Origin of the sequence: Micromonospora sp. NPDC047527 (genome assembly GCF_040643015.1) — a bacterium.
Classification (GTDB): domain Bacteria; phylum Actinomycetota; class Actinomycetes; order Mycobacteriales; family Micromonosporaceae; genus Micromonospora.
The window spans coordinates 191,245-212,468 of sequence record NZ_JBEYTK010000004.1 but is presented as its reverse complement, the minus strand read 5'-3'; the positions used below and the strand labels follow the sequence as shown (position 1 = coordinate 212,468).

Sequence of the window (21,224 nt, the reverse complement as noted above, 5' to 3'; positions counted from 1 at the left end):
CCCGCTTCCGATCGAACACCCCATCATTGCTGACATCCACTCATGCCGGCGATTCCAATGCGGTCAGCGTGTCCGGGTCTCCCAGACCGGCTGCTGGGGCTCGTCGTTGTGCACGATGACGTCGACGTGATCGGTCGGGCGCACCGTGTCGAAGTAGAGCCGTTGGGACGGGATGTACCGCTCCCGCCAGCGCCGTTCGACGTCGGCCCGAGATGACACCCGCCGCTCTCGGATCACGGCACGTTCCACGGTCTTCTCAAGCGCGATCGACACAAAGATTCTCAGGTCCCACCGATCAATCAGTTCCGGGCGCATGAGAAAGACGCCGTCGAACACCAGCACGGCGTCGGCGCGGGCAGTGTTGACCGTCGGGGACAGCACAGCGTCGGCGGTGCGGTCGTACACCGCGGGTTGGAAGTTTCGGTCTCCGCCAGGGCCGAGAGGATCGAGCAGAACACCGTTCAGTGCGCCGTAGTCGTGGGCGTCGAAGTAGCAGCCTTCGGCCGAGTACTCGCCGCGCGGATAGCGCTGTGCCCGGGGGAAGAGGAAATCGTCGATCGTGGCACGGATGACGTCGCGGCCCTGTTCGCGTAGTACGGCGGCCAGTTCATCGGCGAGGGTGGTCTTGCCGGCGGCGGGTGGACCGTCGATGGCAACCCGTACCGGGTGTGCGACGGTGACGGACCCAACCGCCTCAGACAGGCGGCCGAGCAGCTCCGAACGGCGCGACCCAGGCCGCTTCTCACTCACCGCAACTGGCAATCTTGGACAGTTTCCGTCATCGCTTGACGGTAATTGTCCAAGATCTGCCCTGCCAGCTCCATGTCAGTCTTCGATGCGTCCGGTGGTGGGGTCAACCATGGCCAGGAAGTCGCGGATGTTCTCCCTGTGCTCGTCGAGCGACAGGTCGAGAGTCGGGCTCATACCAAATCCGTAGCCGGGGTTCGGCCCGCTGAGCCACGTGTAGTCGGTGCCATTGCACTCGTTTCGGCGGAGAGCGAACGTCTCTCCATCGACGTCAAGAGTGAGCGACGTGGCACCTCCAGTCTCGGGGCGCAGGCCGGGCTCGGCCTCCGCACCGGCCCCCTGGTCGCCGTTGCCGTCATCTGGGTAGATCGCCTTCACAAGGCCATCTTCACAGCAAGGGTCCCCTCCCGGCGACGTTGTCGGGAGGGGGCCCTTGCTGCGGTGTGACTTACGGCTTGACGTACGCGTTGACGAACGACGGGTAGCCGAAGACGCTGGAGATGAAGATCCCGCCCGCCTTGGACCCGTGCACGTTGTAGGCCACGTCGACATAGAGCGGCACCACGGGCGCGTACTCCTTCATGATCCGCTCATCGAGCTTGGCCCACTCCGGGCCCTGCTCGGCCGGGGCCAGCGCCAGGATGCGGTCCATCTCGGCGTTGATCGTCGGGTCGTTGAAGTAGGACTGGTTGCTGTTGCCCTCGGCCTTGATGGTGCGGCCGTCATAGAGCACCGGCAGGATCGAGGCGCCACTCGGCCAGTCCGCCGCCCAGTTACCGATGTACAGGTCCCAGGGGTTGTCCTTCTTCTTGATCTCGTCGAGCTTGGCGTCGTCGGAGATGTTCCGCAGCGTGATCTTGAAGCCGGCTCGCTCCAGGTTCGCCTTGAGCTGCGCGCCCTGCTGCTGCTCGGTCGAGTTGTCGGCGACACCGAGGACCAGCTCCGGCGTCTGCCCGCCGAGCAGTTCCTTGGCCTTGGCGACGTCACCGTTGGGTCCCGCCGGGTACGCCTCGTACGCCTTGTAGCCGATGGTGGCCGGCGGCATGAGCGTGGTCAGCGGCGCGGCGACGGTCTGGCCACCGAGGGCCTTGATCATCCCATCGCGGTCGATGGCGTAGTTGAGCGCCTGGCGGATCTTGAGGTCCTTGACGCGCTGGTTGTTGATGACGAGCTGGTTGGCGCTCGGCGTCGGCGACAGGATGCTGCGCGACTTCAGCGACGCGTCACCGACCACCTTGGCGACGAGCGAGGCGGGCACGGCGTTGAAGGCGAGCGCGCTCTGGTCGGCGCCGTTGTCGGCGATCACCCGGTTGTTGGCGGCGTCGGCGGTGGGGCCGAAGGTCCAGACGAACTGGTCCGGGTACTGGTGCCGGACCGGGTCGGTCTTCGGGTCCCAGTTGGGGTTGCGGTCGAGGGTGATCTGCACGCCGACCTGGTTCTTGGCGACCTTGTACGGGCCGGACGAGAAGGGCTGCTTGTCCAGGTCGACGCCGGTGTCATTGTCGGGCGGCAGCGGCGCGGTGGTCGGCAGCGAGACCGCGAACGGCAGGTCGCAGCGGGGCTTGGCGAACTCGAAGCGCAGCGTCTTGTCATCCGGCGTGGTCAGGCCCGGCGGCAGCGACGTCTTGTTCTTCTTGAAGTCCCACGTGGTGTCGAACTGCGGGCTGTCGGCCAGCCACTCCTGGATGTAGGTCGGGCCGCCGGAGAGGTCCGGGTCGAAGGAGCGGGCGATGCCGTACGCGATCTCCTTGGAGGTGATCGGGCGGCCGTCCTCGAACTTCACCCCGTCCTTGACCTTGAATTCCCAGACCTTGCAGTCGTTGTTGACGTTCTTGCCCGGGGTCTCGGCCAGGTCGCCCACCAGGACCAGACCACCCTTGCCGTCGTCCTTCCAGGTGGTGAGGTAGCGGGCGAAGAGCGGGTTGGCCATCAGACCCGCGAACGAGTACGTCCGCTGCGGGTCCAGGTGGGAGATCGGCGACTCCCGGATGATGGTGAAGGTGCCGCCCTTCGCGGCGCCGCTCACCTCGGCCGCCGGGCCCTGCGAATCCTTGGGGTCGGTCGCGATGACCCCGGTCTGCTGCCGTTCGGTGTCCACCGTGGTGCCCTCGCCCGTGTTCTTCGAGCACGCACCCAATGCCACAACCAGAGCGATCGCGCCGCCTGCGGCAACCGCCACGCGTGGTCGCATGAAGTACCCCCTTCACTCATGTGCCGTGCGTTTGCGTCGGGGCGAGAACCGCCGACGTTCCGAGGATCGTAAGGAAGAAAACCTACGAGTTGTGTAACAGTTGTCGATAAATTTCGCCATCCGTGGGCGTGGCGGGCACGCTGCGGATCAGCGCAGCCGCACCCGGGGGTCGATGGCCGCGTAGAGCAGGTCCACCAGCACGTTCGCCACCACCACGAAGACGGCCGCGATCAGCACGGTCGCCATGATCGTGGGCAGGTCACCGGAGCGAACGGCGTCCACCGCCGTACGCCCCAACCCCTGGATGCCGAACGTCGTCTCGGTGATCACCGTGCCGCCCAGCGCCCCGCCGACGTCCAGCCCGGCGATGGTCACCACCGGGGTGATCGCCGCGCGCAGCGCGTGCCGCCCGTACACCTTGGGTTTGGCCAGGCCCTTGGCCCGCGCGGTGCGGACGAAGTCCTCCGACAGCGTCTCCAACATCTGCGCCCGCGACAGCCGGGCGTAGATCGCCGAGAACAGGAACGCCAGCGCCACCCAGGCGAGCACCAGCCCACTCGCCCACTTCAACGGGTTGTCGAAGATCGACGTGTAGCTCGGCACCGGCAGCCACCGCAGGTTGTAGACGAAGACCAGCAGCAGCACCGCGCCCACGAAGTAGAGCTGCAACGAGGCGCCGGTCAGCGAGAAGCCGATGGCGGCCCGGTCCAGCCAAGTGCCCCGGCGCAACGCCGACACCATGCCCAGCCCGACCCCCAGCAGCAGCCAGAGGATCGCCGCCGGGATCACGATGCTCAGCGTCACCGGCAGCACCCGGGCGATGGTGTCCGAGACGGCCTCGTTGGTGACGTACGACCAGCCCAGGCAGGGCGCGTCGCACCGGCCGCCCTGGGCGCTGCCCAGGTCCCGACCGGTCACGATGCCCTTCATGTAGCCGGCGTACTGGCTGATCAGCGGGTCGTTCAGACCCAGGTCGTCGCGGACCCGCTCCAGCCGCTCCGGGTTGCAGTTCTTCGAGCAGATGCTGCTCACCGGGTCGCGCGGCAGGGCGAAGAACATCAGGAACGTCAGCACGCTCACCGCGAAGAGGGTCAGCACCGCGGAGAAGAGTCGCTTGATCAGAAATCGCGTCATGGGGACCCCTACCGGGACGACTTCGGGTCGAGCGCGTCCCGCAACGCGTCGCCGAAGAGGTTGAAGGCGAACACCAGCGCGAAGATCGTGATGCCCGGGAAGAACACGTACGCCGGGTCGGTCTGGAGGAAGTCCAGGCTTCGATAGATCATCCGGCCGAAGCTCGGCGTCTCGTCGCTGAGGCCGACACCGATGAAGGACAGCGCGGCCTCGCTGGTGATGAACTGCGGCACCGCCAGGGAGAACGACACCAGGATCGGCGCCCAGATGTTCGGCAGCAGTTGCCGGAAGAGCATGTGCCCGAGCCCCGCGCCGCTGGCCTTGGCCGCCTCCACGAACTCCCGCTCGCGCAGCGCGACCACCTGCCCGCGGACCAGGCGGGCGGTGCTGGTCCAGCCGAAGATCGCGAAGACGGCGATCAGCACGCCCACCCCGAACGCGGACGACACCTGGCCCCGCTCACCGTAGAAGCGCAGCGTGATGGCGGGGGTGAGCGCCAGCGCGATGATCAGGAAGGGCATGGCCAGGGTCAGGTCGGTGATCCAGTTGATCACCGCGTCGAGCCAGCCGCCGAGGTAGCCGGCGAGCGCGCCCAGCACGACCCCGATCGTCGCCGTGATCAGGGCCGCCGCGAGCGCGATGAACAGCGACGTCCGCAGCCCGTAGATCAGCCGGATGAAGATGTCCCGACCCAGACCCGGCTCCAGGCCGAACCAGTGGTCCCCGGTGACCCCGCCGGCGTAACCCAGCGGCATCCCGAAGCCGTCCAGCAGGTTCTGGAACTGCTCGCGCGGGCCGACGCCGTAGGCCATCTCGATCAGCGGGGCGGCCAGCCCCAACACCATGAAGAAGATCAGGAGTACGCCGCTGACCACGGCGGTCCGGTCACGACGCAGCCGCAGCCAGGCGAGTTGGCCGGGCGAGCGGCCGACGACCCCCTTCGCCGCGGGCTCACCCACGCCGTCGCCGGACTCGATCTCGGCCAGCGCCACACCCTCCACCGGAGACAGGCTCACGACGACACCTCCTCGACGTCCACGTCGGCCCCGCGACTTCCTGCGACGGCCGCCGCCTCGGCGGGTTCCGGGAAGTGACACGCGGTGGCCTGGTTGCCGCCGTCGCGCGCCACCAGCGCCGGCTCCTCGGCGGCGCAGACGTCCTGCGCCTTCCAGCACCGGGTGCGGAACCGGCAGCCCGACGGCGGGTCGAGCGGCGTGGGCACGTCCCCGGTCAGCCGGATCCGGCCCGCCGGGCCGAGCTGGGTGACGTCCGGGATCGCCGAGAGCAGAGCCCGGGTGTACGGGTGCTGCGGGCGCTCGTAGATGTCGGCCCGATCGCCGATCTCCACGATCCGGCCCAGGTACATGACCGCGACCCGCTGGCAGAAGTGCCGCACCACGGCCAGGTCGTGCGCGATGAACACGAACGCCAGGCCCAGCTCCCGTTGCAGGTCGCGCAGCAGGTTGACGACCTGCGCCTGGATCGAGACGTCCAGCGCGGAGACCGGCTCGTCGGCGACGATCAGCTTGGGCCGCAGGGCGAGCGCGCGGGCGATGCCGATGCGCTGGCGTTGGCCGCCGGAGAACTCGTGCGGGTACCGGTTGTAGTGCTCCGGGTTCAGCCCGACCAGTTCCAGCAGCTCCTGCACCCGGGCCTTGATCCCGCCCGGCGGCTTGACCCCGTTGACCTGCAACGGCATGGCCACGATCCGGCCGACGGTGTGCCGGGGGTTCAGCGAGGCGTACGGGTCCTGGAAGATGATCTGGAGTTCCTGGCGCAGGGGGCGCAACTCCCGTCGACCGGCGTGGGTGATGTCCCGCCCGGCGAACTCGATGGTGCCTGCGGTCGGCTCCAGCAGCCGCACCAGCATCCGTCCGGTGGTGGTCTTGCCGCAGCCCGACTCCCCCACCAGGCCGAGCGTCTCGCCCGGCCGCACGTCGAAGTCGAGCCCGTCGACCGCCCGCACCAGGCCGGTGCCGCGCAGCCCCTGGCGTACCGGGAAGTGTTTGGTCAGGCCGCGGACCCGCAGCAGCGGCTCCTCGCTCATCGCGCCACCCCCACGGATGCGACGTCCTCGGCGTAGCGCTCGGTGCGCTCCTGCGCGCTCAGGTGGCAGGCGACCAGGTGGCCATCCGCGCCGGCCCGGCGCAACTCGGGCACCTCGGTGCGGGACCGGTCGCCGTTGCGGTTGGCGTAGCGGCAGCGCGGGTGGAAGGCGCAGCCGGACGGCAGGTTGATCAGGCTGGGCGGGTTGCCGGGGATGGGCAGCAGGTCCGCGTCCGCGTCGCCGTGCAGCGACGGCACGCTGGAGAGCAACCCCCAGGTGTACGGGTGCTGCGGCGAGCGGAGCACCTGCTCCACGCTGCCGTGCTCGACGGCTCGCCCGCCGTACATCACCAGCACGTCGTCGGCGACCTGGCCGACCACACCGAGGTCGTGGGTGATCAGGATGATCGCGGACTGGAACTCGGCCTGGAGGTCGGCGAGCAGGTCCAGGATCTGCGCCTGCACGGTGACGTCCAGCGCGGTGGTCGGTTCGTCGGCGATCAGCAGTGCCGGGTCGTTGACCAGCGACATGGCGATCATCGCCCGCTGGCGCATGCCGCCGGAGAACTCGTGCGGGTACTGGTCGAAGCGGCGCGCCGGCTGCGGGATGCCGACCCGGTCCAGCATGTCCACCGCCCGCTGGCGGGCCTCGCGGCGGCTGGCCTTCGGGTGGTGCACCCGGTACGCCTCGGCGATCTGCCGGCCCACCGTGTAGTAGGGGTGCAGCGCGGAGAGCGGGTCCTGGAAGATCATCGCCATGTCCCGGCCACGCAGTCGACGTACCTCCTCGTCGGCCAGGCCGACCAACTGCCGGCCGCCGACGCTGATCTCCCCGGTGATCGTGGTCCGCTTGGGGTCGTGCAGGCCGAGGATGGCCAGCGAGGTGACGCTCTTGCCGGAACCGGACTCGCCGACGATGCCGAGGGTGCGACCGCGCTGCACGGCGAAGGACACCCCGTCGACCGCGCGCACCACGCCGTCGGAGGTGTCGAAGCGGACCCGCAGGTCACTCACCCGCAGGTAGGCGTCCTCGTTGCCGCGCTGCGCCGGCACGGTGGGATGGTCGTCCGGTCCCCCGGACGGCGCCGGATCCGAATTGCCCACGGCCGCCTCCCTCAGTGACGAAGAGAACTTACAGGCAAGTCCCGAGGGTGAAAATAAGCTACAACGTCAGCACCTGTCAGCGGGCCCGAGCGTAACGAGTCGGCATCGACCCCGCAGCCCCGTCACCTCGCCATCCACGCCCATTCATGCCGCGACCGCACCTTGGGTGCGCTGTCGACGCCGCCGCGCCCCGCGCCCCGCGCCCCGCGCCCCGCGCCCCGCGCCCCGCGCCCCGCCACAAGATCCTCACAACATCCCCGATGTTGCTGCCTCAGGTGCGGCGGAGGCAGCAACATCCCCGATACTGCGCGAATCTTGACGACGAACACCGCCCCCGACAGGCCGGAAGCGGAGTTTGGGGCGCCCACCGCCGCCAAGGTCACTCTCGAACCAGGATCTAGTGGCATCACCGACGCGCCGATACCACTACATCCGAGATCGAGCGCGATCTTGTAACTCAGCTGAGTTGTCTGCACCACCCCCGATGCGCCTTGCCTGCGACGGCAGGGAGTGCCGCGACTCAGGGGCGATCAGGTGAGGTGCAGATGGCCGTGGCCGTGGCCGTGGCCGGGGCCCTGCCGCTTCACCGACCGCGCGGTGTGACGATGACCTGGGCGCCAACGGCCACGATCTGCTCGCCAGTCAACATCGCTGGCGCCTGAAGGTGGAAGGCGGTCCCGTCGGGCAGCGGGACCTGCAGGAACCACCCGTTGAGCGTCTGCACCAGATCACTTTCCCTGCCGTTGACCTGCACCGTCTCAATCCGCTTCGCGCCACTCACCAAGCCCATCAGATTTCTCTCGGGAGCTTCGACGAGATTGACACTGAGTTCCTCGCCAGACACGGGGGCGCGCAGGGTAACGATCTTGTTGTCCTTGAAGGCTGCCAACCGCCAGCCCGCTGGAGCGAGACGCACCTGCAACGGCACCGGCTGGGCATCATCCGCCACGGTCGCGGCCAGCGCCCGCACCGCCGTTTCGCTGCCGAAGCGACCATGGCCGGTGAGCGTGACCCATTGACCGGACCGGCGCTGCCAACTCAGCACCACCGACGTGCCGGACTGTGCCTGATGTTCGACCACGAAGCCGGGCACGCCCTGCAACGTGACGGACCGGATCCGCTCAGGCGCGTCCTGTGGCACATACCGATCCCCGACGCCGAGGTAGACATCGCTGACGCCATCAGTCGCCGGGAAGACCGCCGTCATAACCGGCCGGTCGTTGCCCTGCTCGTCGCGGGCAACACCGCCACTGAAGGTCGGCGCCGCCAGGTCAGCGGGGCGAGGACGCAACCCGATGGGATACACCGGCGCGTCGAACGCGACGAGCTGCACGCCCGCCGACTGGCCCGCCGGAGCACGATGCTCCGACAACACGAATGAACCGCCAGCAGCCGCGGCGACCACGACCACAACGGCGAAGCTTAGGCCAACCCGCCGATGTTGAAGCGCCCACCTTGCACGTCTCCAGCCCCACCCAGGGTGGGCCGGCGCAACCGCGATCACCTCGGCCATCAGTCGGTGACGAGCACTGGACAAAGCCGCCGAAGACGCCGCCGGCGCGTCCGGACCATAGTCGCTTAGCAATTCGAGATCATTCATGGCAACTCCTCCTTGATCATCGCCGAGCTGAGGGATTCACGAGTCAGGCGTCGGGCCCGGTTCAGCCGGGACCGGACAGTGCCAACAGGTATGGCGAGCACCGCGGCGATCTCGACGTAGGACAACTCGGCCCACGCCGTCAGCAACAACACGTCCCGGTCCCCGCGCTTCAACCGCGCGAGAGCCGCAGCCAACTGCTGGCGCAGGGCCTGCGCGTCCGTGCGCTCGACTGCTTCATCGTCGCTCGACGTCAGATCGGTGGTGATGGCGGCCAACCGGGCCAACATGCGGTACCGGCGCTCCTCCTGCCGCGCTTGTCGGTGCAGCACATTCGTGGCGATGCCGTACAGCCAGGCCCGCGGATCAACGCCCTGCGATCGATAAGTCGCCCTCTGCCTAAACGCAATCAGGAACGTCTCAGCCAGCAGGTCGTCCGCCGCGCTACCGACCCGGCGCGCCAGATACCGGTGAACGGCCACAGCATGCCGGTCGAACAGGGCGGCGAACCGCTCAGGACACTCGACCGACTCGCGCATCAACAGGTCATCGCTCACCAGCTGCGACGGCTCCACGAGCTGCACCGGGGGAGGCCGCTCCGATCGAGGGCCGGCCGGCTCGCCCAAGGAAATATCCCTCACTTCGTACGTTGCGCTCACACCTGTTTATGCCCGCAGAGCGCCACCGGGTTCACGCCGCCGCCTACGGAACTCGGCGGCCCACACCACCAGAATCGAACTTTCAAGAAGGAGCTCTCCCGGTACTTCCAATCTCGCTCTGACGCAAATGAACCTTTGCGATCACAACGTCTGAGCGGGCATTTCATCTCGCGCTCGCACGTCGAGTGCGACGTTGGCGATCCCCATGAGTTGCACTGGCCGCATGCTTCACGACGGAATTCTTGACCGTGCGCTGCCCTGGACCGAGTCCGACTACCTTGCCGTCGGTGAGACGGCCCACCGGATCGAACTCCTCGACGGCGGACTGCTCATCGGACCATCACCGTCCGTCCGACACCAGGTGATCGTCCGTGGCCTGGCAACCGCGTTGGAACCAGGCTGCGCTGCGGCGAACCGTACCCTTCTCCCGGTCATCAACCTGCGGCTGAACCCGACGCGGATCCTCAACCCCGACCTCGTGGTGACGGCGGAGCTGGATCTCACGGCGGACTGCGTGCCGGCGGGCGCGGTCCTGCTGGTTGGCGAAATCACCGCGCCACACACCGCAGTCATCGATCGGGTGCTGAAGCCGCACCTGTACGCCGAGGCCAGCATCGAGTGGTACCTGCTCGTCGAGCAGGAGTCCCTGACCCTGCACCTCTACCAGCGACAGGGTTCCCACTACGTCGAGCGGTCGATGACCAGGGCCGGCGAGGTGTTGGAGCTGACGGAGCCGGTGCGGGCCACGATCCGGCCGGAGGATCTCGTCCCCTGACGGGTGTCGGTCGGCTGGCCTAGGGTCGGTCGCATGACCGAGTTCGACGCGGCCACCGCCGCCGTGCAGGCCGCCCTCGATGCGGGCGCCCGGTATGCCGACGCCCGGGTGATGCACCGCCGCTACGAGTCGATGACCGCGCGCAACGGCGACGTGGAGGAACTGACCCAGGACGAGAGCATCGGGCTCGGCGTCCGGGCCCTGGTCGGGTCGAGCTGGGGCTTCCACGCCGTACCCGATCTGTCGGACGCCGCCGCCCGCGACGCCGGCCGCCGTGCCGCGCGGACGGCCATGGCGAGCGCGCGGGTGCCCGGCCCGCCGGTCGACCTGGTGCCGGGCCAGCCGGTGGCCGCGAGCTGGGCGTCCGACTGCAAGGTCGACCCGCTCGGGGTGCCGCTGTCCGACAAGGGCGACCTGCTGGTCGGCGCGACCCGCACGATGGCCGAGCACGGCGCCGACCTGGCCGAAGGGCTCTACCAGATCTGGGACACCGCCAAGTGGTTCGTCTCCAGCGAGGGCCACCGGATCGACCAGCGGATCCGCGAGTGCGGCGGCGGCATCTCGGCCACCTCGATCGGCGACGGCGAGACGCAGCGGCGGTCCTGGCCGAGCTACCGGGGGCAGTACGGCACCACCGGCTGGGAGCTGGTCGAGTCGCTCGACCTGGCCGCGCACGCCGCGCAGATCGCCGAGGAGTCCCGGGCGCTGCTCACCGCACCGCCCTGCCCGGCGGGCGAAACCGATCTGATCCTCGGGGGCGAGCAGTTGGCCCTGCAGATCCACGAGTCGGTCGGGCACGCCATCGAGCTGGACCGGATCCTCGGCTGGGAGGCCGCCTTCGCCGGCACGTCCTGGCTGGACCTGGCCCAGCTCGGCTCGCTGCGCTACGGCTCCGAGCTGATGAACATCACCATCGACCCGACCATCCCCGGCGCGCTGGGCAGCTTCGGTTTCGACGACGAGGGCTCACCGGCGGTCAAGCGGGACGCGGTACGCGACGGGCGGTGGGTGGGCGTGCTCGCCGGGCGCGACTCGGCCGCCGTGGCCGGCCTCGACTACGGCGGGAGCGTACGCGCCGACGGGTGGGCGCGACTGCCGATGGTGCGGATGACCAACGTCGGCCTGGAGCCCGGCCCGCACACCCTGGAGGAGATCATCGCGGCCACCGACGACGGGGTGCTGATGGACCTCAACCGGTCCTGGTCGATCGACGACAAGCGCCTCAACTTCCAGTTCGGCTGCGAGGTCGGCTGGGAGATCAAGAAGGGCCGGCGGGGGCGGATGCTGCGCAATCCCACGTACACCGGGATTGGCCCGCTCTTCTGGCGTTCGATGGACATGCTCTCCGGCGAGACGGTGCCCTGGGGGACGCCCAACTGCGGTAAGGGCCAGCCCGGCCAGACCGGGCACACCGGCCACCCGGCCGCGCCGGCCCGCTTCCGCAACGTCCGGGTGGGAGTGTCCGCGTGAGCGCGTCGACGGAGGTGGAGCTGGCGGGGCAGGTTGTCGAGCTGGTCCGACGGCTCGGTGGTCCGGGTGCGCAGGCTGAGGCGGTGGTAACGCGGGCGGATCTGGCGCTGACCCGGTTCGCCAACTCGGCCATCCACCAGAACGTCGCCGAGTCGACCGTCGGGGTCCGGCTGCGGCTGCACGTGGATGGGCGGACCGCCGCGGGCAGCGGCAGCGTGGTCACCGCCGATGGGCTGCGCGCCCTGGTCGAGCGCACCCTGACGGCGGCTCGGCTCTGCCCGCCCGACCCGGGCTGGCCGGGGCTGACGCCACCCTCACCCGGGCCGGATGCCCCGCCGGTCGACGAGGCCACCGCGCACGCCGAGCCGGATCAGCGGGCCGATCGGGTCCGCGCGTTCGTGGCCGCCGCCGGTGACCTCACCACGGCGGGTTACTGCCGTACCGCGCACCGCTCGTCGGCGTTCGCGAACTCGGCCGGGCACACCGCGTACGGCCGCTCCGCGGAGGCGGCGATGGACGGCATCGCGCGCCGCGACGGCGCGGACGGGGTGGCGCGGCGCTGCGCCGACCGGCTGTCCGACCTCGACGGCGCGGAGTTGGGCGCGCACGCCGCCGCGAAGGCGCGCGCGGCGGCCGACCCGGTCGAGTTGCCGCCGGGGCGCTACGAGGTGGTGTTCGAACCGGCCGCCGTGGCGGACCTGCTGCAGAACCTGTCCTGGTACGGCTTCAACGGCAAGCGGTACGCCGAGCGGCAGTCCTTCGCCGAGCCCGGGGCGGCGCAGTTCGACCGGCAGGTGACCCTGGTGGACGATCCGCTGGGCGCGTCGGGGCTGCCGTTCGACGCGGAGGGCACCGCTCGGCGGGCGTTGACCCTGGTCGAGGCGGGCACCACCCGGGCGGTGGCGCACGATCGGCGGACCGCCGCCGAGGCGGGCGCGGAGTCCACCGGCCATGCGGTCGCGGGTGGTGCCACCTGGGGTCCGATGGCCCGCAACCTGTGCCTCTCCGGTGCCGCGGCCGGCCCGGCCAGCGCGGTGGGTCGGAGCACCACGGGCACGGCGGCCGGCGCGGTCGTCGACACGGACACCGCGGCGCTGGTCGCCGGGATGCGGCGCGGGCTGCTGGTCACCGACCTGTGGTACACGCGTGTCCTCGATCCGAAGAGCCTGGTCGTCACGGGGTTGACCCGCAACGGGGTCTGGCTCGTCGAGGACGGCACTGTCGTGCGGGCGGTCCGCGATCTGCGGTTCACCGAGTCGTACCCGAGGGCGCTCGGGCCGGGTGCGGTGCTGGGGCTCGGCGCGCGGCCGGTGCGTCAACCGGACCGGGTGGACGGTACGTGGTGGACGGCGCCGTCGGTGCGACTGGCGTCCTGGCATTTCACGGGAGGCGCCTCAGGCTGAGCGGCAGGGCGGGCAGTGATCTTCTTAACAACGTGCCATCGATCGGCGTGCCAGGCCTTTTCCGCAGGCCAGAGACACGGGACACTCCCTTGCGCGGACGGCTCGCAAAGATCGGCGTAACGTGTGTCACTTAGCTGCGCCGGTCATCCGGCGTGGTCGTTGGTGTGCGCATGACGTGGCAGCGGGTGCGGTTCGCCGGGCCGCGTGCCGACCGGAGATAGATCAGCCCGCCCGTACGGGCCCGCCGAGGAGACGACTCGAATGACTTCAACGGCAACGAAGCCGCGGGGAGCGCGGGCACGCGCCGCCATCGCGGCGAAGACGTTGCGTACCGACCGATGGTGGATCGCCCCGCTGATCACCGTGATCGGGCTCAGCGCCTGGGTCGCGTACGCGACGGTCCGGGTCTTCATGCACAAGTGGTACTGGGTGGACCAGTACCACTACCTGACCCCGTTCTACTCCCCCTGTGTGACGGACCGATGCGTCGAGGGGGCCTCCCACTTCGGCCGGTTCCTGCCGGGCTGGTGGATCATCCCGGACGCCGCGCTGACCCTGCCGTTCCTGCTGCTGTTCCGGCTCACCTGCTACTACTACCGCAAGGCCTACTACCGGTCGTTCTGGCTGTCCCCGCCGGCCTGCGCCGTCCCGGACGGCCACGCCTCGTACAGCGGCGAGACCCGCTTGCCGCTGCTCGGCCAGAACCTGCACCGCTACTTCTTCTACGCCGCCGCGATCATCTCGCTGATCAACACCTGGGACGCGATCCTCGCCTTCCACTCCCCAGAGGGCTTCGGCTTCGGCCTGGGCAACATCATCCTGGTGGGCAACGTGGTGATGCTGTGGGCGTACACCATCTCCTGCCACTCCTGCCGGCACATCATCGGCGGCCGGCTCAAGCACTTCTCCAAGCACCCGGTGCGGTACAAGGCCTGGACGTTCGTCTCGGCCCTGAACGTCCGCCACATGCAGCTCGCCTGGATCACCCTCGGCACCCTGGCGCTGGCCGACTTCTACATCATGGCGCTCGCGGCTGGCTGGTTCTCCGACCTGCGGTTCATCAACTAAAGGGCCCCTGACATGACCACTACCACTCGCATCGAACGACACCACTACGACGTCGTCGTCATCGGGGCCGGCGGCGCCGGTCTGCGCGCGGCGATCGAGGCCCGGCTCGCCGGCAAGAAGACCGCGATCATCTCCAAGTCGCTCTTCGGCAAGGCGCATACGGTGATGGCCGAGGGCGGCGCCGCCGCCGCGATGGGCAACGTGAACAGCCGGGACAACTGGCAGGTGCACTTCCGCGACACCATGCGCGGCGGCAAGTTCCTCAACAACTTCCGGATGGCCGAGCTGCACGCGAAGGAGTCGCCGCAGCGGATCTGGGAGCTGGAGACGTACGGGGCGCTCTTCGACCGCACCAAGGACGGCAAGATCTCGCAGCGCAACTTCGGCGGCCACGAGTACCCCCGGCTGGCGCACGTCGGCGACCGGACCGGCCTGGAGCTGATCCGCACCCTCCAGCAGAAGATCGTCTCGTTGCAGCAGGACGACAAGCGCGAGTTCGGCTCGTACGACGCCCGGATCAAGGTGTTCTCCGAAACCACCATCACCGAGCTGCTGCTCGACGGTGACCGGGTCGCCGGCGCGTTCGGCTACTACCGCGAGTCGGGCGAGTTCATCCTCTTCGAGGCGCCGGCCGTGGTGCTGGCGACCGGCGGGGTCGGGCGCTCCTACAAGGTCACCTCGAACTCGTGGGAGTACACCGGGGACGGTCACGCGTTGGCGCTGCGCGCCGGGGCGACTCTGATCAACATGGAGTTCCTCCAGTTCCACCCGACCGGCATGGTCTGGCCGCCCTCGGTGAAGGGCATCCTGGTCACCGAGTCGGTCCGTGGCGACGGCGGTGTGCTGAAGAACTCCGAGGGCAAGCGGTTCATGTTCGACTACGTCCCCGACGTCTTCCGCAAGCAGTACGCGGAGACTGAGGAGGAGGCGGACCGCTGGTACACCGACCCGGACAACAACCGCCGTCCGCCGGAGCTGCTGCCCCGCGACGAGGTGGCCCGCGCGATCAACAGTGAGGTCAAGGCCGGTCGGGGCTCCCCCGCCGGTGGTGTCTTCCTGGACATCGCGAGCCGGCGCTCGGCCGACGAGATCCGGCGGCGGCTGCCGTCGATGTACCACCAGTTCAAGGAACTGGCCGACGTCGACATCACGGCCGAGCCGATGGAGGTCGGGCCGACCTGCCACTACGTGATGGGCGGCGTCGAGGTGGACCCGGATTCGGGTGCCGCCTTCGGCCACGTACGCGGGCTGTTCGCCGCCGGTGAGGTCTCCGGCGGCATGCACGGCTCGAACCGGCTGGGCGGCAACTCCCTGTCCGACCTGCTGGTCTTCGGCAAGCGGGCCGGTGGGCACGCGGCCAGCTACGCCGACGGGCTGGACGCCCGGCCGAAGGTGGCCGTGGACGCGGTCGAGGCCGCCGTGGAGACCGCGTTGGCTCCGCTGCAACGTGACACCGGCGAGAGCCCGTACACCCTGCAGCAGGACCTCCAGGCGGTCATGGGTGATCTGGTCGGCATCATCCGGCGCGAGGGTGAGCTGGCCGACGCGCTCGTCCGGCTGGCCGAGCTGCGCGAGCGGGTGGCAAAGGTGAGCGCGGCCGGCGGCCGGCGCTACAACCCGGGCTGGCACCTGGCTCTCGACCTGCGCAACATGCTGGTGGTCTCGGAGTGCACCGCGAAGGCGGCGCTGGAGCGGCAGGAGTCGCGCGGCGGGCACACCCGGGAGGACTACCCGACGATGGAGCCGAAGTGGCGGCAGGTCAACCTGGTCTGCTCGCTGGACGGCGACGCCGTGCGGCTGACCCGCAAGCCGCTGCCGAAGATGCGTCCGGAGCTGATCGGTCTCTTCGACCGGGCGGAACTGGCCAAGTACCTCACCGACGAGGAGATCGCCGACTTCGACGCTCTCGTCGCCGACGCTGGAGAGGCGGACAACCGATGAGCGCGAAGCGTCAGTTCCGGATCTGGCGGGGCGACGAGTCCGGCGGTGACCTGCAGGACTACATGGTCGAGGTGAACGAGGGCGAGGTCGTTCTCGACGTCATCCACCGCCTGCAGGCCACCGACGCGCCCGACCTGGCGTGCCGGTGGAACTGCAAGGCCGGCAAGTGCGGCTCCTGCTCCATGGAGATCAACGGCAAGCCGCGGCTGGGCTGCATGACCCGGATGTCGACCTTCGGCGAGGACGAGACCGTCACGGTCACCCCGCTGCGTACCTTCCCGATCATCCGGGACCTGGTCACCGACGTCTCGTTCAACTACGAGAAGGCTCGGGAGACGCCGGCGTTCGCCCCGCCTGCGGACGTCGCCCCGGGCGACTACCGGATGCAGCAGGTCGACGTCGAGCGCTCGCAGGAGTTCCGCAAGTGCATCGAGTGCTTCCTGTGCCAGACCGTCTGCCACGTGATCCGCGATCACGACGAGAACAAGCAGGCGTTCTCCGGCCCCCGGTACTTCATCCGGGCCGCCGAACTGGACATGCACCCGCTGGACGCCCGGACCGACCGCAAGGAGTACGCACAGGCCGAACAGGGCCTCGGCTTCTGCAACATCACCAAGTGCTGCACGGAGGTTTGCCCCGAGCACATCAAGATCACTGACAATGGGATCATCCCCATGAAGGAACGGGTCGTCGACCGCAGGTACGATCCCCTTGTGTGGCTTGGTAGCAAGATCTTCCGTCGGGGCGAGACGCCCCAGACCAGCGTGTCCACCGCCCGTCAGGGCTCGGCGACGCCTGCGGGCACGAGCCGGCGCGGCGTGCACTCGCACGCGGGTGGCTCACACGACCCGCAGGCCGAGGCGCAGGCACAGAGCGGCGTCAACTGGCACCGGGAGGTGCCCCACCCGACCGCTCCAGCGGTCGACGAGCGGGGCAAGCTGCCGCTGACGGAGCTGACCTTCGACCGGGCTGCCGCGCCGTCGCCGTTCGGCGACGACGTGACCTTCCCGCTGCCTCCGGACGAACTCAACTTCGCCCACCCAGACCAAGACAAGCACTAAGCACGACCACGAAACGGGGGCTACCGGCACTGCCGGTAGCCCCCGTCCCCATACCCCCCTGTCCCCGTCCCCCCGGTTGCCACCCCCGTTGATCATGAAGTTATTGCCGGTCCGGCCGGCGTGTCGCAGCAATAACTTCATGGTCAACGCCGGTGACGGGTGGGGTGGGGGTGGGGTTAGGGGGTTTTTAGGAGGGGGCGGAGGGCGGCCACGATGGGGGCGTCGGCGGGGAGCCAGGTGACCGAGTCCAACTCGTCGGCGGCGAGCCAGCGCAGCGCCGAGTGCTCGAGCGCCTGCGGCTGGTCGTCGCCGACCAGGCGGGCGGCGTACACCTTGAGAACCGAACGGCCGTGGGCCATCCGCACGTTGCGGCCGACCCGGTCGCCGATCTCCACGCGTACGGCCAACTCCTCGGCGCACTCCCGGATCAGCGCGTCGGTCTCGGCCTCCCCCGGCTCGACCTTCCCACCAGGGAACTCCCACATGCCGGCAACCTCCGGTGGGGCGGCACGCGCGCACGCGAGCACCCGCCCGTCCCGGATGATCGCCGCCCCGACGATCACTTTCAGGTCCCGTCGTTCGGCCTGCCCGCCGCCACTAGCCCGTTCGGTCTGCACGGGCGTCCAGGGTGCCAGATCAATCGGCGGTTTGGGTGCCGTCGCCGTCCGCTAGGCCAATAGAACACGGAAGTGTGGGCGTGGACACCTCCAGCGAGCGGCGACAAACTAGAGCACACCGACAAGACACGGGATGGCGACGATTTGGCCACAAGCCGACAACGGCGCTTGGGGGGTGCGGTCATGCGCGTGTTGTTCAACAGCCGAGCAAAGCACGATTACCTGTCCGACGCGTTGACCTTGCTATCTGGTTGGACGCGGGAGGGCGAACAGATCCGGCGCACGCTCGTGATCGACGATACCCAACACGCGGCGCTAACTGAACGGGTGAAGGTGGTCGCCGATGCGCTGCATCTGCGCCCCGAGATCAGCCGTCGGTCCGACAGCACCCAGATCCGGGTCGGGCACGGCAACGGCGAGCCGCTGACCGAGGGTGAGGTCCTGCTGGCTGCCCGCATCGAGGACGCGTACCGGGCGGTCACCGAGTCCTGACGTCCCCAGCTCAGATGAAACAGGGCGAGTTCCGCCACCGCAGGTTGGTCCAGGTCTACGACGCGGAATGCCAGTGGGGCCCCGACGACGACTTCCTTCTCGCGATCGTCGACGAGACCCCGACCGCGCGGGTCCTCGACCTCGGCTGCGGCACCGGTCGTCTGACTGTCGCTCTCGCCGCCGCCGGCCACACCGTCACCGGCATCGACCCGGCCCGCGCCTCCCTCACCGCCGCCCGTGACCGATCGTGCGCTCAGCAGGTGACCTGGATCGAGGGCACCTCGGCGCTGCTGCCGAGCCGAGCGTTCGACGTGGCAGTGCTGACCAGCCACGTCTCGCAGTTCTTCGTAGCGGACGCGGAGTGGGCGCGTACCCTCGCCGACCTGCGGCGGGCGCTCGTGCCCGGCGGTCGGCTGGTCTTCGATGCCCGCGATCCGGCGGACCGCCGCTGGGAGCGGTGGAACCCGAGGGATTCGCAACGGCGGGTCCCGCTGCGCGACGGCGGCGAGGTCCGCGCGTGGACCGAGGTCACAGGTGTACGCGACGGAGTGGTGGACTTCACCCACCACTACCACTTTGCCGACGGCGAGGATCTGCTCAGCTCGGCGACGCTCCGCTTCCGCACCGAGGGCGAGCTGCGCGAGTCCCTGACCAGGGCGGGCTTCACCGTGGACCACATTTACGGCGGTTGGCACCGCGAGCCGGTGGGCCACGGTGACGGCGAGTTCGTCGTCCTCGCCCGCGCTGCCTCGTTGGCACCGGTTTTCTAGCCTGGGACGCATGGCGAACATCGCGTACGACCGCAAAGAGCAGGTCCAGCAGATCGAGAGCGGCCTCCTCGACGGCGAGCAGATCATCGCCGTCTACGACGCCGTGGGCACCGGCACCGGGTTCATCGGGCTGACCGACCGGCGGGTGATCATCCAGGACCGCTCCTTCGTCGGGAAGCGGTTCGCGATCACCAGCATCCCGTACTCGAAGATCACCAGCGTGAGCGTGGTCAGCAACAAGTCCTGGGGTGGCTCGTTCTTCTCCACCGGTTCGATCGCCATCCACGTCGGCACGCACACCTACGAGGTGGAGTTCCGTGGTGCGCAGAAGAGCCACCACGTGCACAACGTGATCCTGCACCACATCTCCTGACCCGTCCGGCCGCCGGCGGCCAGGCACCGCCTAAATGGGTTGCCCGGCCCCGGCGGCTTCTGGTGTCGTCACTCGACAGCCGCGCGAAGGGAGCAGCCGACATGCCCAACACAACGAAGTTCCTCCGACCCGACGTCATCCACACTGAGGAATCGAGACTTCGTGAGCAGCTCAGCTCCCTGACCACGGCGCTGTCGAGCGCCACTGACACCAACCGCGGAGGCCGCTGATGTCGGTCTTCGACGATCCCGGCCTCTTCGGCCGGCTGTGGGGCGCCGACTACGACGTCGGCGACACCAACCCTGACCCGATGCCCGCCGTGGACTTCCTGGCCGACCTGGCCGACGGCGGCCCGGTCCTCGAACTGGCGATCGGCACCGGCCGCGTCGCGCTGCCGCTGGCCGAGCGCGGCCTCACCGTGCACGGCGTCGAGGCGTCCGAGGAGATGCTTGCCCAGATGCGGGCCAAGCCCGGGGGCGACCAGATCCCGGTGGTGGTCGCCGACATGGCCGACGTACCGGTGGCCGGTGAGTTCCGGCTCGCGTACCTGGTCTTCAACACGCTGTTCAACCTGGTCGACGCCGAGCGGCAGGCGGACTGCTTCCGTAACGTCGCCCGGGTGTTGTCGCCCGGCGGCGCGTTCGTCATCGAGACGTTCGTGCCGGACCCGCGCGACTTCGACGTCGACGAGCAGGTGCAGGTCCATGCCGTCACCGAGGACTCGGCGACGATCCGACTGCACCGGTACGACCGGCCGGCGCAGCGCTTCATCCGGCAGACCATCACGTTCGACGGGGACGGCGTGCACCTGAAGCCGTTCGCCATGCGGTACGCCTGGCCGCACCAGATCGACGAGATGGCGCAGCAGGCGGGGCTCCGGCTCACCGAGCGGTACGCCGACTGGCACCGGCAGCCGTTCACCGCCGACAGTCCGGCGCACATCTCGGTGTACCGCGCGGAGTAGCGACGATTGGTCGGCTCTGGTTCCGGAAGTACGGGTGCGACCCCGACCCCAAGGAGCCAGAGTCGACCTCCGTTCGGCAGTCGGGCTGCCGACAGCGGGCCGCGCCGCACCGCCACGCGATCCTAGAATCGCCTCCCTGGTTCAGATCGAATCGCCCGGCTCGCAGGCGACCGTGTCAGGGAGAGTGATGGCAGCGGAGACGCAGGGCAGCCGAGGGCGCTTCAAGATCTCCGTGTTCTTGAGCTATCCCAAGCCGTGCATGCGGGAGCAGGCCGTGTTCATCGACCGGATGTGCGCGTACCTCGACTCTCGGGGGTTTGCCCCGCGCACCCTCGGCGTCACCGACTACGACATGGACGCCCCGCTGAAGGCGATCAGGCGGCTGATGCTGGAGTCGAACGGCCTCATCACGATCGCCCTGCGGCGGACCTACATCGAGACGGGCAGCGGCAACTTCCGGACCAACCTCGCGGGCCTGAAGAGCTACCGACTGGACGACACCTGGCTGACCAGCCCCTGGTCGCACATCGAACCCGCGATGGCGTACCAGCTAGGCCTGCCGATCCTGATCCTGCGCGAGAAGGCCGTCCTTGAGGAGGGCCTGCTCCAGAAGGGCGTGGTCGGCATGTACATGCCCGAGTTCGACCTCGACGGGTCGATCGAGAACTACTTCGACTCGCCCGAGTGGAACGACCTGATCTTCAAGTGGGAGGCGCAGGTCCGGGCCGTCGTGGACCGCAAGGGCCTGCCGCCACAGCTCTACTGAGTCTCGCGTCTGCTCCGCGGTCGGCGACCGTGTCACACCCCGCGCG

21 protein-coding genes are annotated in these 21,224 nt (G+C 69.1%); 11 read left to right on the top strand and 10 right to left on the bottom strand.

Annotated features, from left to right (window positions below):
• Positions 1–63: 63 nt before the first annotated feature.
• The 9 genes from ABZ808_RS17710 to ABZ808_RS17670 all read right to left on the bottom strand — a co-directional run bounded on the left by ABZ808_RS17710 (position 64) and on the right by ABZ808_RS17670 (position 9,358).
• Entirely contained in the window at positions 64–750 is a 687-nt protein-coding gene (locus tag ABZ808_RS17710) for a uridylate kinase (protein ID WP_357007298.1), read from the bottom strand.
• A gap of 75 nt (positions 751–825) precedes the next feature.
• Positions 826–1,125, bottom strand: coding sequence for a hypothetical protein (locus ABZ808_RS17705; RefSeq protein WP_357007295.1), 300 nt, complete (start codon positions 1,123–1,125; stop codon positions 826–828).
• A 70-nt stretch (positions 1,126–1,195) separates the two neighbouring features.
• Entirely contained in the window at positions 1,196–2,938 is a 1,743-nt protein-coding gene (locus tag ABZ808_RS17700) for an ABC transporter substrate-binding protein (RefSeq protein ID WP_357007292.1), read from the bottom strand.
• A 147-nt stretch (positions 2,939–3,085) separates the two neighbouring features.
• Entirely contained in the window at positions 3,086–4,072 is a 987-nt protein-coding gene (locus ABZ808_RS17695) for an ABC transporter permease (protein WP_357007289.1), read from the bottom strand.
• An 8-nt stretch (positions 4,073–4,080) separates the two neighbouring features.
• Positions 4,081–5,088: an ABC transporter permease gene (locus ABZ808_RS17690; RefSeq protein WP_357007286.1), complete on the bottom strand. Its 1,008-nt coding sequence runs from the start codon at positions 5,086–5,088 to the stop codon at positions 4,081–4,083.
• Complete coding sequence (locus tag ABZ808_RS17685; RefSeq protein WP_357007284.1) at positions 5,085–6,119, bottom strand: dipeptide ABC transporter ATP-binding protein; 1,035 nt, start codon at positions 6,117–6,119, stop codon at positions 5,085–5,087. Before ABZ808_RS17685 ends, ABZ808_RS17690 begins: the two co-directional genes overlap by 4 nt.
• Entirely contained in the window at positions 6,116–7,171 is a 1,056-nt protein-coding gene (locus ABZ808_RS17680) for an ABC transporter ATP-binding protein (protein ID WP_357008186.1), read from the bottom strand. The genes ABZ808_RS17685 and ABZ808_RS17680 overlap by 4 nt, the downstream gene beginning before the upstream one ends.
• Before the next feature lie 634 nt (positions 7,172–7,805).
• A complete protein-coding gene (locus ABZ808_RS17675; RefSeq protein WP_357007282.1) occupies positions 7,806–8,822 on the bottom strand; it encodes a hypothetical protein in 1,017 nt (338 codons plus the stop codon).
• On the bottom strand, positions 8,819–9,358 hold the full coding sequence (locus ABZ808_RS17670; protein WP_357008183.1) for an RNA polymerase sigma factor: 540 nt from the start codon (positions 9,356–9,358) through the stop codon (positions 8,819–8,821). The genes ABZ808_RS17675 and ABZ808_RS17670 overlap by 4 nt, the downstream gene beginning before the upstream one ends.
• 343 nt (positions 9,359–9,701) lie before the next feature.
• Here ABZ808_RS17670 and ABZ808_RS17665 point away from each other — a divergent pair, with 343 nt between their 5' ends.
• From ABZ808_RS17665 to ABZ808_RS17640, 6 genes are all read left to right on the top strand, one after another.
• Entirely contained in the window at positions 9,702–10,253 is a 552-nt protein-coding gene (locus tag ABZ808_RS17665) for a Uma2 family endonuclease (protein ID WP_357007280.1), read from the top strand.
• A 33-nt stretch (positions 10,254–10,286) separates the two neighbouring features.
• Positions 10,287–11,723 carry a TldD/PmbA family protein gene (locus ABZ808_RS17660; protein WP_357007277.1) on the top strand — a complete coding sequence of 479 codons (1,437 nt, stop codon included), beginning with the start codon at positions 10,287–10,289 and terminating at the stop codon, positions 11,721–11,723.
• Entirely contained in the window at positions 11,720–13,126 is a 1,407-nt protein-coding gene (locus ABZ808_RS17655; RefSeq protein WP_357007275.1) for a metallopeptidase TldD-related protein, read from the top strand. Before ABZ808_RS17660 ends, ABZ808_RS17655 begins: the two co-directional genes overlap by 4 nt.
• Positions 13,127–13,387: 261 nt before the next feature.
• Positions 13,388–14,194 (top strand): hypothetical protein, encoded by an 807-nt coding sequence (locus tag ABZ808_RS17650; protein WP_357007268.1) that lies wholly within the window; start codon positions 13,388–13,390, stop codon positions 14,192–14,194.
• 12 nt (positions 14,195–14,206) lie between these two features.
• The gene (locus ABZ808_RS17645; RefSeq protein ID WP_357007265.1) at positions 14,207–16,135 is read left to right on the top strand and encodes a fumarate reductase/succinate dehydrogenase flavoprotein subunit; all 1,929 of its coding nucleotides are present in this window, start codon (positions 14,207–14,209) and stop codon (positions 16,133–16,135) included.
• A complete protein-coding gene (locus tag ABZ808_RS17640) occupies positions 16,132–17,196 on the top strand; it encodes a succinate dehydrogenase/fumarate reductase iron-sulfur subunit (protein WP_357007262.1) in 1,065 nt (354 codons plus the stop codon). The genes ABZ808_RS17645 and ABZ808_RS17640 overlap by 4 nt, the downstream gene beginning before the upstream one ends.
• Before the next feature lie 176 nt (positions 17,197–17,372).
• Here ABZ808_RS17640 and ABZ808_RS17635 read toward each other — a convergent pair whose 3' ends face one another.
• Positions 17,373–17,813, bottom strand: coding sequence for a (deoxy)nucleoside triphosphate pyrophosphohydrolase (locus ABZ808_RS17635; protein ID WP_357007259.1), 441 nt, complete (start codon positions 17,811–17,813; stop codon positions 17,373–17,375).
• 183 nt (positions 17,814–17,996) lie between these two features.
• On the opposite strand from ABZ808_RS17635, the gene ABZ808_RS17630 reads away from it, so the two are divergent.
• The 5 genes from ABZ808_RS17630 (at position 17,997) to ABZ808_RS17610 (ending at position 21,178) form a co-directional block, all read left to right on the top strand.
• Positions 17,997–18,305, top strand: a complete 309-nt coding sequence (locus ABZ808_RS17630; RefSeq protein WP_053660437.1) for a 4a-hydroxytetrahydrobiopterin dehydratase — start codon at positions 17,997–17,999, stop codon at positions 18,303–18,305.
• Between the two features lie 14 nt (positions 18,306–18,319).
• Positions 18,320–19,075 carry a class I SAM-dependent methyltransferase gene (locus tag ABZ808_RS17625; protein WP_357007257.1) on the top strand — a complete coding sequence of 252 codons (756 nt, stop codon included), beginning with the start codon at positions 18,320–18,322 and terminating at the stop codon, positions 19,073–19,075.
• A gap of 10 nt (positions 19,076–19,085) precedes the next feature.
• On the top strand, positions 19,086–19,448 hold the full coding sequence (locus tag ABZ808_RS17620; RefSeq protein ID WP_282256748.1) for a PH domain-containing protein: 363 nt from the start codon (positions 19,086–19,088) through the stop codon (positions 19,446–19,448).
• A gap of 229 nt (positions 19,449–19,677) precedes the next feature.
• Positions 19,678–20,412 carry a class I SAM-dependent methyltransferase gene (locus ABZ808_RS17615; RefSeq protein ID WP_357007255.1) on the top strand — a complete coding sequence of 245 codons (735 nt, stop codon included), beginning with the start codon at positions 19,678–19,680 and terminating at the stop codon, positions 20,410–20,412.
• Between the two features lie 187 nt (positions 20,413–20,599).
• Complete coding sequence (locus ABZ808_RS17610) at positions 20,600–21,178, top strand: hypothetical protein (protein WP_357007252.1); 579 nt, start codon at positions 20,600–20,602, stop codon at positions 21,176–21,178.
• Positions 21,179–21,224: the final 46 nt, after the last annotated feature.